This is a genomic window from Marinobacter vinifirmus, from assembly GCF_002258215.1.
GTDB classification, from domain to species: domain Bacteria; phylum Pseudomonadota; class Gammaproteobacteria; order Pseudomonadales; family Oleiphilaceae; genus Marinobacter; species Marinobacter vinifirmus.
In genome coordinates this window covers 310929-324634 of record NZ_NEFY01000002.1, presented here as the reverse complement: position 1 = coordinate 324634, position 13706 = coordinate 310929, and the positions used below count along the sequence as shown (strand labels likewise).

Annotated in this window: 13 protein-coding genes; 4 read left to right on the top strand and 9 right to left on the bottom strand. The window is 60.0% G+C overall.

Translation table 11 applies throughout. The features are described 5' to 3' along the window. The first annotated feature begins 10 nt into the window (after positions 1–10). Positions 11–2281, top strand: a complete 2271-nt coding sequence (gene clpA, locus B9Q17_RS03945; protein WP_022987988.1) for an ATP-dependent Clp protease ATP-binding subunit ClpA — start codon at positions 11–13, stop codon at positions 2279–2281. Between the two features lie 53 nt (positions 2282–2334). On the opposite strand, the gene infA is transcribed toward clpA, so the two are convergent. From infA to B9Q17_RS03905, 8 genes are all read right to left on the bottom strand, one after another. After that, a complete protein-coding gene (gene infA / locus B9Q17_RS03940) occupies positions 2335–2553 on the bottom strand; it encodes a translation initiation factor IF-1 (RefSeq protein WP_014421226.1) in 219 nt (72 codons plus the stop codon). A gap of 81 nt (positions 2554–2634) precedes the next feature. Next, positions 2635–3348, bottom strand: a complete 714-nt coding sequence (locus B9Q17_RS03935) for an arginyltransferase (RefSeq protein WP_022989145.1) — start codon at positions 3346–3348, stop codon at positions 2635–2637. After that, the gene (aat, locus tag B9Q17_RS03930; RefSeq protein WP_094624186.1) at positions 3349–4062 is read right to left on the bottom strand and encodes a leucyl/phenylalanyl-tRNA--protein transferase; all 714 of its coding nucleotides are present in this window, start codon (positions 4060–4062) and stop codon (positions 3349–3351) included. Positions 4063–4077: 15 nt separating this feature from the next. Further along, positions 4078–5031, bottom strand: coding sequence for a thioredoxin-disulfide reductase (gene trxB / locus B9Q17_RS03925; protein ID WP_094624185.1), 954 nt, complete (start codon positions 5029–5031; stop codon positions 4078–4080). Between the two features lie 54 nt (positions 5032–5085). Then, entirely contained in the window at positions 5086–5997 is a 912-nt protein-coding gene (locus B9Q17_RS03920; RefSeq protein WP_022989142.1) for an AAA family ATPase, read from the bottom strand. Positions 5998–6004: 7 nt separating this feature from the next. Then, complete coding sequence (locus tag B9Q17_RS03915) at positions 6005–6910, bottom strand: carbon-nitrogen hydrolase (RefSeq protein ID WP_094624184.1); 906 nt, start codon at positions 6908–6910, stop codon at positions 6005–6007. Next, on the bottom strand, positions 6907–7959 hold the full coding sequence (locus tag B9Q17_RS03910; RefSeq protein WP_279627992.1) for an agmatine deiminase family protein: 1053 nt from the start codon (positions 7957–7959) through the stop codon (positions 6907–6909). Before B9Q17_RS03910 ends, B9Q17_RS03915 begins: the two co-directional genes overlap by 4 nt. Before the next feature lie 103 nt (positions 7960–8062). Beyond that, entirely contained in the window at positions 8063–8365 is a 303-nt protein-coding gene (locus B9Q17_RS03905) for a hypothetical protein (protein ID WP_022989139.1), read from the bottom strand. 273 nt (positions 8366–8638) lie between these two features. On the opposite strand from B9Q17_RS03905, the gene B9Q17_RS03900 reads away from it, so the two are divergent. Next, positions 8639–9883, top strand: a complete 1245-nt coding sequence (locus B9Q17_RS03900) for a lipoprotein-releasing ABC transporter permease subunit (RefSeq protein ID WP_094624182.1) — start codon at positions 8639–8641, stop codon at positions 9881–9883. Then, positions 9876–10586, top strand: coding sequence for an ABC transporter ATP-binding protein (locus B9Q17_RS03895; protein ID WP_094624181.1), 711 nt, complete (start codon positions 9876–9878; stop codon positions 10584–10586). Before B9Q17_RS03900 ends, B9Q17_RS03895 begins: the two co-directional genes overlap by 8 nt. On the opposite strand, the gene B9Q17_RS03890 is transcribed toward B9Q17_RS03895, so the two are convergent. Then, positions 10574–11119: a DUF2062 domain-containing protein gene (locus B9Q17_RS03890; RefSeq protein ID WP_094624180.1), complete on the bottom strand. Its 546-nt coding sequence runs from the start codon at positions 11117–11119 to the stop codon at positions 10574–10576. The two genes, B9Q17_RS03895 and B9Q17_RS03890, sit on opposite strands and share 13 nt — an antisense overlap. A gap of 140 nt (positions 11120–11259) precedes the next feature. Between B9Q17_RS03890 and B9Q17_RS03885 the strand changes: the two genes are divergently transcribed. Then, positions 11260–13638, top strand: coding sequence for a DNA internalization-related competence protein ComEC/Rec2 (locus B9Q17_RS03885; protein ID WP_094624179.1), 2379 nt, complete (start codon positions 11260–11262; stop codon positions 13636–13638). Positions 13639–13706 lie beyond the last annotated feature (68 nt).

Here is a 13706-nt window from a genome sequence, read left to right as displayed (position 1 = left end):
GGGGTGGCCCATGCTGAGCAAAGATCTTGAAATTACGCTGAATACGGCCTTCAAAAATGCCCGGGACAAGCGTCATGAATTCATGACCGTGGAGCATTTGTTGTTGGCCCTTCTCGACAACGAATCGGCGGTGGGCGTTCTCAAAGCCTGTGGTGCAGACCTCCAGCGGCTCGAGGAAGAGCTGGTCGAATTCGTGGATTCAACCACACCTCTGATACCGAGCACCGACAGTGAACGCGAAACCCAGCCGACACTGGGCTTCCAGCGTGTGCTGCAGCGGGCGGTATTCCATGTGCAGTCTTCCGGCAAGAAAGAAGTCACCGGCGCCAACGTACTGGTGGCGATCTTCAGTGAGCAGGAAAGCCAGGCGGTGTATGTGCTGAAGAAGCAGAACATTGCCCGGATCGATGTGGTCAACTTTGTCTCCCACGGAATTTCCCGGGTACAGGGTGCAGAAGACCAGGACGGGATGGATCATTCCGCCCACGAAGAAGCCGGAGAAGAAGGCAGCCAGTCCAGCCCGCTGGACAGCTACGCAACCAACCTGAACGAACAGGCGCGGCAGGGCCGGATAGACCCGTTGATCGGCCGCGAGCACGAAGTGGAGCGGGTGGTACAGATCCTGGTGCGCCGTCGCAAGAACAACCCCTTGCTGGTGGGCGAGGCCGGTGTCGGTAAAACCGCCATCGCCGAGGGCCTGGCCAAGCGCATTGTTGACGGCCAGGTGCCGGATATCATCTCCGATGCGGTGGTGTATTCCCTCGATATGGGCGCGTTGCTGGCCGGTACTAAGTACCGCGGTGATTTCGAAAAGCGCCTGAAAGGCCTGCTGAGCGACCTGAAAAAACAGGATCATGCCATCCTGTTTATCGACGAGATTCACACTATCATCGGTGCCGGCTCGGCATCCGGCGGTGTGATGGATGCCTCGAACCTGCTCAAGCCGATGCTCAGTTCCGGCGAACTGCGCTGCATCGGTTCGACAACGTTCCAGGAATTCCGGGGAATCTTCGAGAAAGACAGCGCCCTGGCCCGTCGCTTCCAGAAAATCGATGTGAACGAGCCGAGTGTTGAAGATACCTACCAGATTCTCAAAGGCCTGAAGCCGAATTTCGAGAAACACCACGACCTGACCTACACCGACCAGGCCCTGCGGGTGGCTGCAGAGCTGGCGGACCGGTACATCACCGACCGCCACCTGCCGGACAAGGCCATTGACGTGATCGACGAAGCCGGGGCCCGGCAGCGGCTGCAGCCGGAAGACAAGCGCAAGAAGACCATCGAAGTTTCGGATATCGAAGACGTGGTGGCGAATATTGCGCGCATTCCGCCGAAGAACGTTTCCACCAGCGACAAAGACCTGCTGCGTAACCTGGAGCGGGACCTGAAAATGGTGGTGTTCGGGCAGGATCCGGCCATCGAATCCCTGGCCACCGCCATCAAGCTGGCCCGCGCCGGCCTGAAAGCACCTGAGAAGCCGGAAGGTGCCTTCCTGTTTGCCGGGCCGACCGGTGTTGGTAAGACGGAAGTGACCAAGCAGCTGGCCAAGGTTCTGGGCATCGAACTGGTTCGCTTCGATATGTCCGAATACATGGAGCGACATACCGTATCGCGGTTGATCGGCGCGCCTCCGGGCTATGTCGGTTACGACCAGGGCGGCCTGCTGACCGAGGCGGTCAACAAGCATCCGCACTGCGTGTTGCTGCTGGACGAAATCGAGAAGGCGCACCCCGAGGTGTTCAACCTGCTGCTGCAGGTGATGGACCACGGTACCCTGACCGATAACAACGGCCGCAAGGCGGATTTCCGCCACGTGATCCTGGTGATGACTACCAACGCCGGTGCCGAGAGCATGGCTCGCCGTTCCATCGGCTTCAGCGAGCAGGACCATAGCACTGACGGCATGGAAGTGATCAGCAAGACCTTCACGCCGGAGTTCCGTAACCGCCTGGATGGCATTATCCAGTTTGCCGACCTGCAGAAGGCCACCATTACCCATGTGGTGGACAAGTTCCTCACCGAGTTGCAGGCGCAACTGGACGAGAAACATGTGGTGCTGCATGTGGATGAAGCTGCCAAGGTGTGGCTGGCCGAGAAGGGTTACGATGTGACCATGGGCGCACGCCCGATGGCGCGTCTGATCCAGGACAAGATCAAGCGGCCACTGGCCGAGCAGATCCTGTTCGGAAGCCTGGCAGAGAAGGGTGGGGATGTGTTCATCCACCTGAAAGGCGACGAGCTGGTGTTCGAGTACGAGAACGAGCCGGCAGAAGCCCTCTGAAGCAACAAAAAAGCCCCGCACTTGCGGGGCTTTTCAGATGTCACTCGAGCAGATTAACGGGCGCGGTATACGATGCGGCCCTTGCTCAGGTCATAGGGAGTCAGCTCAACCTTGACCTTGTCTCCGGTCAGGATGCGGATGTAGTTCTTGCGCATTTTTCCTGAGATGTGGGCAGTCACAACGTGGCCGTTGGACAGCTCAACGCGGAACATGGTGTTGGGAAGGGTGTCGATAATAACGCCTTCCATTTCAATGACATCTGATTTCGCCATTCAGTAGAAACCTCGTTCGGAATGCTTTTCGGTGATTTTAAATTGCGCAATTCTGCCTGAATTCTTGCCGTTTGGCAAAAGTCAGTCTGATTGCAGTTCTCGCCAGTGCCCGTCGCGTAGCGCTTCGATGGGTTTGAAACGGGTTTTGTAGTTCATTTTACGGCACTCCCGGATCCAGTAACCCAGGTACAGATGGGGCAGGCCGCGGCGCCGGGCTTCTTCAATCTGCCAGAGCACGGCAAAGGTGCCCAGGCTCCGGTCTTCCAGCTCCGGAGCAAAAATGGTGTAGATGGCGGACAAGCCGTCATCCAGCAGGTCGACCGCCGCCAGGCCGGCCAGTTCGTCTCCCAGGGAAATTTCCAGGAACCAGGAGTCGGTGGCGCCGTCTACCAGGAACGATGTGAACTGCTCCCTGGAGGGAGGGTACATATCGCCATCGCGGTGGCGCTCTTCAATGTAGTGGGCGTACAGCCGGTAATAACGCTCGCTGAACGCGGCGGGCACCAGGCGGCACGACAAGTCTTCATTCTTGCGCAAGACACGGCGCTGGTTACGGTCCGGCTGGAACTGATCTACCTTCAGGCGTACCGGCACGCAGGCATTGCAATGTTCACAATGGGGGCGGTAATAGTGGGAGCCACTGCGCCGGAACCCCAGTGCCGTCAGTTGGCTGTAGAGTTTCTTGTCGACGTTGGCCCTTGGGTCCACAAACATAGTGGTGGCTTCGCGATCCGGCAGATAGCTGCAGTCGTGGGGCGGCGTTGCGAAGAAGACCAGCGTTCTGAGATTGCTCATTCATTCCTCCGGCCCGGGCCAGCGCCAGTTGAAGGCCCAGTCTTCCTTTTCCGGTTTTTGATCCACGTACTTCCCGAGTATAGATAAAAACTCGTCCCTGGGAATAGTTCGCGCACCCATGCTGAGCAGATGGTCGCTCTCGACCTGGCAATCCATCAGTCTGTAACCCCATTGTGCCAGCTGGCGGGCCAGGTGCACCATCAAAACCTTGGAAGCATTGGTTTCCAGGGAAAACATGGATTCACCGAAGAAGCAGCGCCCCAGGGCAATGCCGTACATGCCCCCGGCCAGCTCGCCGTTGCGGTTCCAGACTTCGATGGAGTGTGCGGTGCCGTGCCGGTGCAGGTCGGTATAGGCCTGGATCATGTCGTCGGTAATCCAGGTGCCTTCTGCGCGGGTGGTGGCACACAACCGGATGATGCGGCTGAAGCATCGGTCTGCGGTAACCTCGAACCGGTGCTGGTTCAGGGTGCGGCGCAGGCTGCGGGACACGTGGACTTCGTCCGGAAACAGGACGCAACGGGGATTGGGGGACCACCAGAGAATGGGCTGGTCGTCACTGAACCAAGGGAAGATGCCGTTCCGGTAAGCCAGCAGGAGTCGGCTCCGGGACAGGTCGCCACCCACGGCGAGAAGACCGTCCGGATCGTCCAGTGCTTCGTCGGCCGGAGGGAACCAGAGTTCCTCCGGCTCCAGCCAGGGTAGAGAGGTCATTCAGTGTCGGCCGTTTTAGTCCTGCTGGTCCAGGAATTTCTCGGCATCCAGGGCGGCCATGCAGCCGAAACCGGCGGAGGTGACAGCCTGGCGGTAAACGTGGTCGGCTACGTCGCCGGCGGCGAATACGCCTGGAATGCTGGTCTGGGTGGCCATGCCGTTCAGGCCGGACTGGATACGCAGATAGCCGTTGTCCATGTCGAGCTGGCCTTCGAACAGGCTGGTGTTCGGCTTGTGGCCGATGGCGATGAATACGCCGGCCAGGTCGATGTCCCGGGTGCTGCCGTCTTCGGTGCTCTTGATGCGCATGCCGGTTACACCGGTGCCGTCGCCCAGTACTTCATCCAGGGTGTGGTTCCAGACGATCTTCACGTTGCCGTTCTCGGCCTTTTCGAACAGCTTGTCCTGCAGGATTTTCTCAGAGCGCAGCTTGTCACGGCGGTGCACCAGGGTCACTTCATCGGCAATGTTCGACAGGTACAGGGCTTCTTCAACGGCGGTGTTGCCACCACCGATCACAGCGACTTTCTGCTTGCGGTAGAAGAAGCCGTCGCAGGTAGCGCAGGCTGATACGCCTTGGCCCTTGAACTTCTCTTCGGATTCCAGGCCCAGGTACATGGCCGAGGCGCCGGTGGCGATGATCAGGGCGTCACAGGTATATTCGCCGTTGTCGCCCTTGAGGCGGAACGGACGGTTCTGCAGGTCGGCTTCATTGATGGTGTCGTACACGATGCTGGTTTCGAAGCGCTCGGCGTGCTTCTGCATGCGCTGCATCAGCTCCGGGCCCTGAACGCCGTCGTTGTCACCCGGCCAGTTGTCCACGTCTGTGGTGGTGGTGAGCTGTCCACCCACTTCAATGCCGGTAATCAGGGTCGGGTTTAGGTTGGCGCGGGCGGCATAGACTGCTGCGGTGTAACCTGCGGGGCCGGAACCAAGAATGATCAGTCGGGAGTGCTGTGTTTCGCTCATGGGAATCTCGCTGGTATGTGATATGTAATCTGGATGTATGAGGCCGGAGCCGGATTATTCAAGTACCGAGACCGTGGTCAGCAGCTGTCGTACCCGCTCCTTGCTCTTACCGGATTCGCCCTGCTCAAGCCGGTGCTCGGCCACGGAGGGGAACACTGCCTGGACGTCGTCTGGCAGCACGTGGTCGCGCCCTGCCATCAGGGCCCAGGCCTTGGCGGCCCTTAACAGCCCGAGGCCGGCTCGCGGCGACAGGCCGTAGACCAGGCCAGGCATGCGCCGACTTTGTTCAAGCAATCGCTGCAGATAGTCCAGCAGGGCAGGGCTGGCGCTGACTTTTTCGACGGCGGCCTGAGCTGCTTCCAGTTCAGGCTGGGGCAGTATGGCTTGCAGCCGCCCGGTGATGGCCCGGCGGTCTTCGCCTTCCAGTAACTCTCTTTCTGCTTTCGGATCCGGGTAGCCCAGCTGCAGGCGCATCAGAAAACGGTCGAGCTGGGATTCCGGCAGCGGAAAGGTGCCGCCCTGTTCAATGGGGTTCTGGGTGGCAATCACAAAGAACGGAGAGGGCAGTGGCCGGGTTTCGCCTTCAATGGATACCTGGCGCTCTTCCATAGCTTCCAGCAGCGCACTCTGGGTGCGGGGCGAGGCCCGGTTGATTTCGTCTGCCAGCACCACCTGGGCAAAGATCGGGCCCGGGTGAAACACCAGGCTGCCGGCCTCCCGGTCGTACATGGAATAACCCAGAACATCCGCCGGTAGCAGGTCGTTGGTGAACTGGATGCGTTGATAGCTCAGCCCCATGATCTTCGCCAGCGCATGGGACAGTGTGGTCTTGCCCATGCCCGGAATGTCTTCGATCAGCAGGTGGCCGCGGGCCAGCAGGCCACACAGGGCCAGGCGGATCTGGTTGTCTTTGCCCAGCAAGATCTTGTTGAGCTCGGCAACCACGCTGTCCATTTTCTGTTTCATGCAGGCCTCAGTCCCGTACCCGTTTGAGAATGTCGTCGTAGGCATCAATGCGCCGATCCCGAAGATACGGCCAGATACGCCTGACGGATTCAGTCCGGTCGCGGTCCAGCGTGGCGGTCAGAATACATTCGCTTTCATCGTCGGCCCGGGCCAGGAATTCGCCCTGGGGCCCGCAGATAAAACTGTTGCCCCAGAAGCGGATGCCGTCGCCCTGGCCGGACGGGTCGGGTTCTGTGCCCACCCGGTTGGGGGCAATCACCGGCAGGTTGTTAGCCACCGCGTGGCCCCGCTGAACGGTCACCCAGGCTTCCAGCTGGCGGGCCTGTTCGTCGGCTTCGTCGGTAATGTCCCAGCCGATGGCCGTGGGATAGATCAGGATTTCCGCGCCGGCCAGCGCCATCAGGCGGGCGGCTTCCGGGTACCACTGGTCCCAGCACACCAATACCCCGAGCTTGCCGACGGAGGTATTGATCGGGGTAAAGCCGCTGTCGCCATTGTTGAAGCGGGCGTCGCCCGGGGTGAAATAGAACTTTTCGTAGAAGCCCGGGTCGTCCGGGATGTGCATTTTCCGGTAGATCCCGGCCAGGCTGCCGTCGGTATCAAACACTACCGAGGTGTTGTGATACACCCCGTTCATCCGGCGTTCGAAGATAGAGCCTACCAGCACAATGCCCAGCTCCCTGGCCAGCTCCGACAGGCGGTTGCTGGTGGGGCCCGGAATGGGTTCGGCGAGTTCGAAAACGGCGGTGTCTTCGGTCTGGCAAAAATACAGGGTGGCGTGCAGTTCCTGAAGTACCACCAGTTGCGCACCCCCGGTGGCGGCTTCCCGCACCAGTTTTTCGGAGGTTGCCAGGCTGGCGGCTTTGTCGTTACTGCACTTTTGCTGGATAGCAGCGATTTTCAGCTGGCTCATAGGGAAACGACTCCGGCAGGAATCTGCATGGTGACACAGTGCAGGCTGCCATGCTGGTGGATCAGTGGACGGCAGTTAACGGGAATGATTTCCCGCTCCGGGAAGATCTCACCCATGATGCGAATGGCTTCCGGATCTTGCGGCACATCGTAGACTGGCAAAAGAACTGCATCGTTGATAATCAGGAAGTTGGCATAGGTGGCCGGCAGGCGCTCGCCCTCTTCGTCATAGATGGCATCGGGCCAGGGCAGAGCGGTCAGTTTGTAGGGGCTGCCATCCTGCTGGCGGAACTCCTGCAGTTCCTCTTCCATGGCGGCCAGGGCGCTGTAGTGTTCGTCTGCCACATCCGGACAGGTGACATAACAGATGTGGTCCGGGGCGCAGAAGCGGGCGAGGGTGTCGATGTGGCTGTCGGTGTCGTCGCCGGCCAGGTAGCCGTGGTTCAGCCACAATATGCGGTCTGCGCCCAGTAACTCGGAGAGCCGATGTTCGATGTCTGAGCGATCAAGGTCCGGGTTGCGGGTGGGGGTCAGCAGGCATTCGCTGGTGGCCAGGATGGTGCCCTGGCCGTCAGACTCAATGGAGCCGCCTTCCAGGACAAAATCCACCGCTTGCATCGGTGTCTTGCCGAATACGCCTGCATTGGCCAGGTGTCGGTTGAGGGCGTTGTCTTTCTCCCAGGGGAATTTGCCGCCCCAAGCGTTGAAGCTGAAATCCAGAAGCGTGGCGCTGTCAGCATCGGTAACGGTAATGGGGCCGTGGTCCCGTGCCCAGGTGTCATTGGCCGGGGCCGGTACGGCCACAACGCGGCCGGGGAGATGGTTGTCTTCAGCGTACTGGTTCAGTTCCTGCCCCAGCTTTTGCAGCCCGGCCACAAACTCGCAACTGATTACCAAATGTTCAAAGCGCAGTACCGCTTTGGCGATGTCGAGGAAGACCTGTTCTGCATCTGCCATCATCCGGGCCCAGTCGGTTCCGGGGTGAGGCCAGGTCAACATTACTGCGCTCTGGGGAGCCCATTCCGCAGGCAACACTCGTCTGGAAGTCACTGTTATCTGCCACCTTGGTTCGCAAAAAGCAGTCATTCTATCTGACCGCTAAGGCAACGTCAGGACATGGGCAATGAAAAACCGGTGTATTGCCCCCGGCCGGTTATTTGCGGCGCTTCATGACCGCATGGATAACCCGGTCGTGTTCCAGGTACACCACGAAGTCCTGGTAGTGCCACTGGGTAATCGGTGGCTGGCCAACCGGGCCCCGAATCTCCATAGGGGCACCCCAGCGGCTTTGCACGGAACCCCCGGTCATGCCGTTGGCCGGCATTTTGACAAGGCTGCGGTCGGCCTGGCTGCCAACCGGGACGGTCAGTTGTTCTGCGTGGGCCTGGGGCAGGGCTGCAACCGCCACTGCTGCGGCCATGGTAAAGGCAGCGACCAGGTTCCGTTTGTTGTTCATAGATGGCTCTCCACTGATGCCGGAATGCTGTGGTGTGTCCACGGAATGTGTATAAAACGTAATATCCCGAAAATATTAGCAAAAGTCAGTATATTTTCGAGAGTTTATCCGGTTTGCCCCCGTGTTTTCAGTCATTGGATCACATCGGGGGCAAATTTGCGGGCAGGCTGCCGGCCATGGTGCGGCGGGTGGTGCGGTTGCAACGCATTTTGATCCAAGGCGATAATGCGCGCCGGCATCTACCCCTCTGAAAGTGGCGACAGGCACCTCCTAATGTTCAGACCCTTATCGTTTTATATAGGCCTGCGATACACGGCCGCCAAACGGCGCAATCACTTTATTTCCTTTATTTCCCTGACCTCCATGATCGGCCTTATGCTGGGTGTGGCGGTGCTGATTATTGTGTTGTCGGTGATGAACGGCTTCGACCGGGAGCTCAAGCAGAGAATTCTCGGCATGGTGCCCCACGCGACCATTCAGGGCGCCAATGGCCCGCTGGAAGACTGGCAGCAGGTTGACCAGTTGGTGCAGGAACACCCCAGGGTGCTGGCGGCTGCGCCGTTTATCCAGGGGCAGGGCATGGTGACCGGTGGCGGCAATGTGCGCGGGGTGATGCTCAGCGGTGTTCTGCCGGAAGAAGAAGCCTCGGTTTCGATCATCGAGAACCACTTTATTGAAGGTGGGCTGGACGATCTCAAATCCGGTGAATTCGGCATCATTATCGGCCGGTTGATGGCCAACAGCCTGCGGTTGGCGATTGGCGACAAGCTGACGGTGGTGTTGCCGGAAGCGTCGGTGACTCCGGCCGGTGTGCTGCCCAGGCTCAAACGCTTCACCGTGAAGGGTATTTTCAGTGTCGGCGCAGAACTTGATGGCAACTACGCCCTGATTCACATGGACGATGCCGCGCGGCTGATGCGTACCGGTGGCAAGGCGGAAGGTGTGCGCTTGCTGGTGGATGATCTGTTTGCCGCGCCCCGTGTGGTTAACCAGGTGGCCCAGGAGCTGGGTGGCCGCTATTACGTATCCGACTGGACCCGCACCCACGGCAACCTGTTCCAGGCTATCCGCATGGAAAAAACCATGATCGGCTTGTTGCTGATGTTCATTGTGGCGGTGGCTGCCTTCAATATTGTGTCCACCTTGGTGATGGTGGTCACCGACAAAACTGCGGATATCGCCATTCTCCGAACCATGGGGGCGACTCCGGGCCGGATCATGCGCATTTTCATTATCCAGGGGGCGGTAATCGGCGTGTTCGGTACGCTGGTCGGTACCACCCTGGGCGTGCTGGGCGCACTCAACATCAGCGGCATTATTGCCTGGCTGGAAAGCGCCATGGGGCACCAGTTCCTGAGCGCGGATGTGTACTTCATCAGCTATCTGCCATCGCAGCTGCAGTGGCAGGATGTGTTTATTATCAGCGGTGCCGGCCTTGCCATGAGCCTGCTGGCAACGATTTACCCGGCCTGGCGTGCATCGCGGGTCGAACCGGCGGAGGCTTTGCGCTATGAGTAATGTCACAGCGAACGAGGCAGGCAAGCCTCTAGTGATCGACTGCCGGCAGGTGACCCGAACCTACAGTGAGGGCCCGGAGAAGCTCACGATTTTCTCTGACATCTCGCTGGAGGTGACGCCCGGAGAAACCGTTGCCATTGTCGGTAGCAGCGGTGCAGGCAAGACTACCCTGCTGAACCTGCTGGGCGGGCTGGACAAGCCCTCGTCCGGCCAGATCGAGATTTGTGGCCAGAACATTCACAAACTCTCGGAAGCCGGTCGGGCCCGCTTCCGTAATCGCCATCTGGGGTTTGTGTATCAGTTTCATCACCTGTTACCAGAATTCTCCGCACTGGAGAATGTGATGCTGCCCTGTGTGTTGGGTGGCTTGTCGCCGGCCCAGGCCCTTCCGAAAGCTGAAGCGCTTCTGGGGCGTGTGGGCCTGACGGAGCGGCTTCGTCATAAGCCGGGTGAACTGTCAGGCGGAGAGCGCCAGCGCGTGGCCATTGCCCGTGCCCTGGTGAACGAGCCGGATTGCGTGTTGATGGACGAGCCTACCGGTAACCTGGACCAGCACACCGGTGAGGGGATTCGGGCTTTGATCGAGGAGCTGCGTGATCAGTCCGGCATCGCGTTCATCATGGTGACACACGATATGACCATGGCCCGGAGTCTGGGGCGGGTGTTGCGCCTGGAACAGGGCCGGCTGGTTCAGGAAGTCTGATTACCAGGGGCGCGGCCAGCGCGCCTGGCTATGCGTCTGTGGCGCCAGTCGGTGCGGATTTTTCGCCGCCACAGATACTGGATGCCCAGATAGGCGAGGCAGGCACAGAGGGTGGCGATGATCAGTGACCCCAGGTACAGCGGAATGCCGATGTCCACCAGGCGGTGGCTGATCCAGTGCCAGGTAAGTTCGAATTCAAAGTCGAGCACCGGGCGATCCAGCAGCCAGGCCCCGAGTTTGTAGTTGAAATAGAACATGGGCGGCATGGTCAGCGGGTTGCTGATCCACACCAGTGCCACCGACAAGGGCAGGTTGGCGTTGATCCAGATGGCACAGAAGGCCGCGGCCAGCATCTGAAAGGGCATAGGAATAAAACAGAACCAGACGCCGACCAGGAACGCCCGTGCTACGCAATGCCGGTTGATGTGCCACAGGTTGGGTTCATGGAGGATATCGCCCAGAAAGTGCAGCGAACGCATGGCGCGCACTCTCTCGGGGCTGGGCAAATACCGTTTCATGAACTTCTTCGGCATTGGAAGTTCGGCCTGTTGCGTTGCAGTGAAACACCACTGACAAACGGAAATTGTCAGCTTTTACCAGAGGAGGACAGGGAGTGTCCGGGCAAGTTCATAATGGCTGTGAGCGCATAAAACCGGCGCTGGCCGCATCCTGCATGGTCGCCTTCTCTAGCGGCGTTATCTTACTGTATTGGCTGACAGTCTTACCACCTTATACATGGTTGTTTGTGCTTACCTTCATGGTTGGTGCCGCCGCGTTTTGGGGGCGGGGCAGCCGGTTCTCCAGTCTCTGTTTATTGGTTTGTTTCGGGTTGCTGGGCCTGCTCTGGGCCACCTGGCATGCCGATGGGCGCCTGGCAGAGCGGTTGCCCCAGGGGCTTGAGGGCGAGCAGGTGACAGTCTCCGGTCATCTGTGCAGCCTTCCTCAACCGGGCAGCTTTGGCAGTCTCCGTTTCAATTTCTGTGTCCAGCGCTGGCACGAACCTGCGACGGTGCCCGAAGGCACCCGCTTGCCGGAAACCCTGCGGCTGGCCTGGTACGGGCGTGACGGTAAAGACCTGCCTGAGCACCGGCTGCGCCTGGAAGTGGTCCTCAAACGCCCACACGGCAACCTGAACCAGGCCGGCTTTCGCTACGAGGACTGGCTGTTTCGAAACGGCTTCCGGGCCACTGGCAGCGTCAGGAGCGTTGCCCCGGAGCCCGGGCTTGCCTGTGGCTGGCACTGCCAATACCGGGCCTGGCACCAGTCGGTGGCGGCTGTGGTGGAAGACTGGTTTGGTGAGGCACAACAGTTTCCCCTGATTGCATCGCTGCTGATCGGTAACCGCGGGCATTTGGAAAACGCCCATTGGGATGCCCTGAAAGCCACCGGCACCATTCACCTGGTGGCTATTTCCGGCCTGCATCTGGGTTTGGTGGCGGTAGCCGTGGGGTTGCTCGGGCACCGGCTGTTGTTGCTGGTGCCATCGGGGTGGGTGTCCGTTCATCAAGGCCGGGTGGCGGTGTTTGCGTTGGTGATGCTGTGCAGCCTGGCCTATGCCCTGCTGGCGGGGTTTACGGTACCTACCCGCCGGGCCCTGATCATGGTGGTTGTGGGTGGCTGGTATCTGTTGATGGCCCGGGAAGCCAGTGCCTGGCAACCCTTTATGGCGGCGCTGTTCCTGGTGTTGCTGCTGGATCCATTTGCGCCGCTGGATCAGGGCTTCTGGCTTTCCTTTGGTGCGGTGGCGGTGTTGTTGCTGGTGTTTGCCGGCAGGGTATCGGCTCCGGGCTGGCTGAAAGGCCTGGTGCTCGCACAATTTGCGGTGTTCGCCGGTTTGTGGCCGGTTCTGTTGCACTTCGGCCTGGGCCAGCCGTTGGCTGGATTGCTGGCCAACCTGTTGGCCATTCCCTGGGTGTCCCTGGTGGTGATGCCGGTGTTGTTTGTGGGTGCGTTGCTGTCGGCGCTGTCCGGCGGCGGGTTGTCGGGCTTCGCGATGGTGCTGATGGACGGGGCACTGGCATTGCTTTGGGGCTGGCTTGAGTGGGTCCAGGTTCTGGACTGGCCTGTGCCCGGAGGAGGCAAGGTTGCGCAATCCGGCTTGCTGGTACTGGTGGTGGTTGTCATGATCCGGCTGCCGGTGCCCGGGTTCCGGCCCGCGGCATTCGCTGCCATCGCCTTATGGAGTCTTGCGGCGCTGTACCATCGCGAGCCGGAGAACTCGTCAGTGGCGGTTCCGGAAATTCGCATCCTGGATGTGGGGCAGGGGCTGTCAGTTCTGATCCGGGTGGATGACAAGGTTCTGCTCTATGACACCGGCCCGGAGGTGAAAGGCGTGTTTTCTGCGGCCGATTCGGTGTTGATACCGGAGCTGAGCGCCCGGGGTATCCGGCGGATAGACCACCTTGTGCTGAGCCATGCCGATAACGACCATGCCGGCGGCTTGCCTGTGTTGCTCGATACCTTCGATGTGGTGAGGATATCCAGCGGTGAAGCCGGGGAGTTATCCGGGAGTTTGGACGGCCTGCGCCTTGTGCATGACTGCCCGGCAGTCGCTGAGCACTGGGGAGACCTGGAGCTGGCATTCTGGCAAGCGCCGGATGCAAGGGCGGGTAATGATGCATCCTGCGTGCTCCGGGTAAGCCATGGGTTGTCCGATACCGAGATCTGGCTGACCGGTGATATCAGCGACGGGGTAGAAGCCCGGATGCTGGCGGACCCGGAGCTGGACTGGTTCCACCGGCAGCCGGCCCACCGCCTGGTGCTGGCACCCCACCATGGCAGCAAAACCTCGTCGTCAGAAAGCTGGGTGGAAACTCTGCGGCCCGACCAGGTCATCTACACCGCCGGATATCGCCATCGTTTCGGACACCCCCATCCGGAGGTGACGGCCCGCTATCGCCAGGCTGGAGCCCGGGCGTTGAATACAGCCTGTTCCGGTCAGATTGCCATTACCTTGCCGGCGACAGGCCCGGAAATCGAAGAAATCCGCCATTCCGCACCCTTCTGGGTAGCCGCTCCGGGCCTGGCCCGTGACCAATGTAATATACCGTGACATTCCGGGTGTGGCCTGCACCGGCAGCTATGCTAAAGTAGCGCGGCTTGTAATTAATCAGGGAGATC

What these genes read in the sequence shown, in the direction of transcription:
- B9Q17_RS03915 (WP_094624184.1), bottom strand. Translation starts at nt 6,910, where the DNA reads ATGAGCCAGCTGAAAATCGCTGCTATCCAGCAAAAGTGCAGTAACGAC.
- B9Q17_RS03885 (WP_094624179.1), top strand. Translation starts at nt 11,260, where the DNA reads ATGGTCGCCTTCTCTAGCGGCGTTATCTTACTGTATTGGCTGACAGTC.
- infA (WP_014421226.1), bottom strand. Translation starts at nt 2,553, where the DNA reads ATGGCGAAATCAGATGTCATTGAAATGGAAGGCGTTATTATCGACACC.
- trxB (WP_094624185.1), bottom strand. Translation starts at nt 5,031, where the DNA reads ATGAGCGAAACACAGCACTCCCGACTGATCATTCTTGGTTCCGGCCCC.
- B9Q17_RS03895 (WP_094624181.1), top strand. Translation starts at nt 9,876, where the DNA reads ATGAGTAATGTCACAGCGAACGAGGCAGGCAAGCCTCTAGTGATCGAC.
- B9Q17_RS03920 (WP_022989142.1), bottom strand. Translation starts at nt 5,997, where the DNA reads ATGAAACAGAAAATGGACAGCGTGGTTGCCGAGCTCAACAAGATCTTG.
- clpA (WP_022987988.1), top strand. Translation starts at nt 11, where the DNA reads ATGCTGAGCAAAGATCTTGAAATTACGCTGAATACGGCCTTCAAAAAT.
- B9Q17_RS03905 (WP_022989139.1), bottom strand. Translation starts at nt 8,365, where the DNA reads ATGAACAACAAACGGAACCTGGTCGCTGCCTTTACCATGGCCGCAGCA.
- B9Q17_RS03900 (WP_094624182.1), top strand. Translation starts at nt 8,639, where the DNA reads ATGTTCAGACCCTTATCGTTTTATATAGGCCTGCGATACACGGCCGCC.
- B9Q17_RS03935 (WP_022989145.1), bottom strand. Translation starts at nt 3,348, where the DNA reads ATGAGCAATCTCAGAACGCTGGTCTTCTTCGCAACGCCGCCCCACGAC.
- aat (WP_094624186.1), bottom strand. Translation starts at nt 4,062, where the DNA reads ATGACCTCTCTACCCTGGCTGGAGCCGGAGGAACTCTGGTTCCCTCCG.
- B9Q17_RS03890 (WP_094624180.1), bottom strand. Translation starts at nt 11,119, where the DNA reads ATGCCGAAGAAGTTCATGAAACGGTATTTGCCCAGCCCCGAGAGAGTG.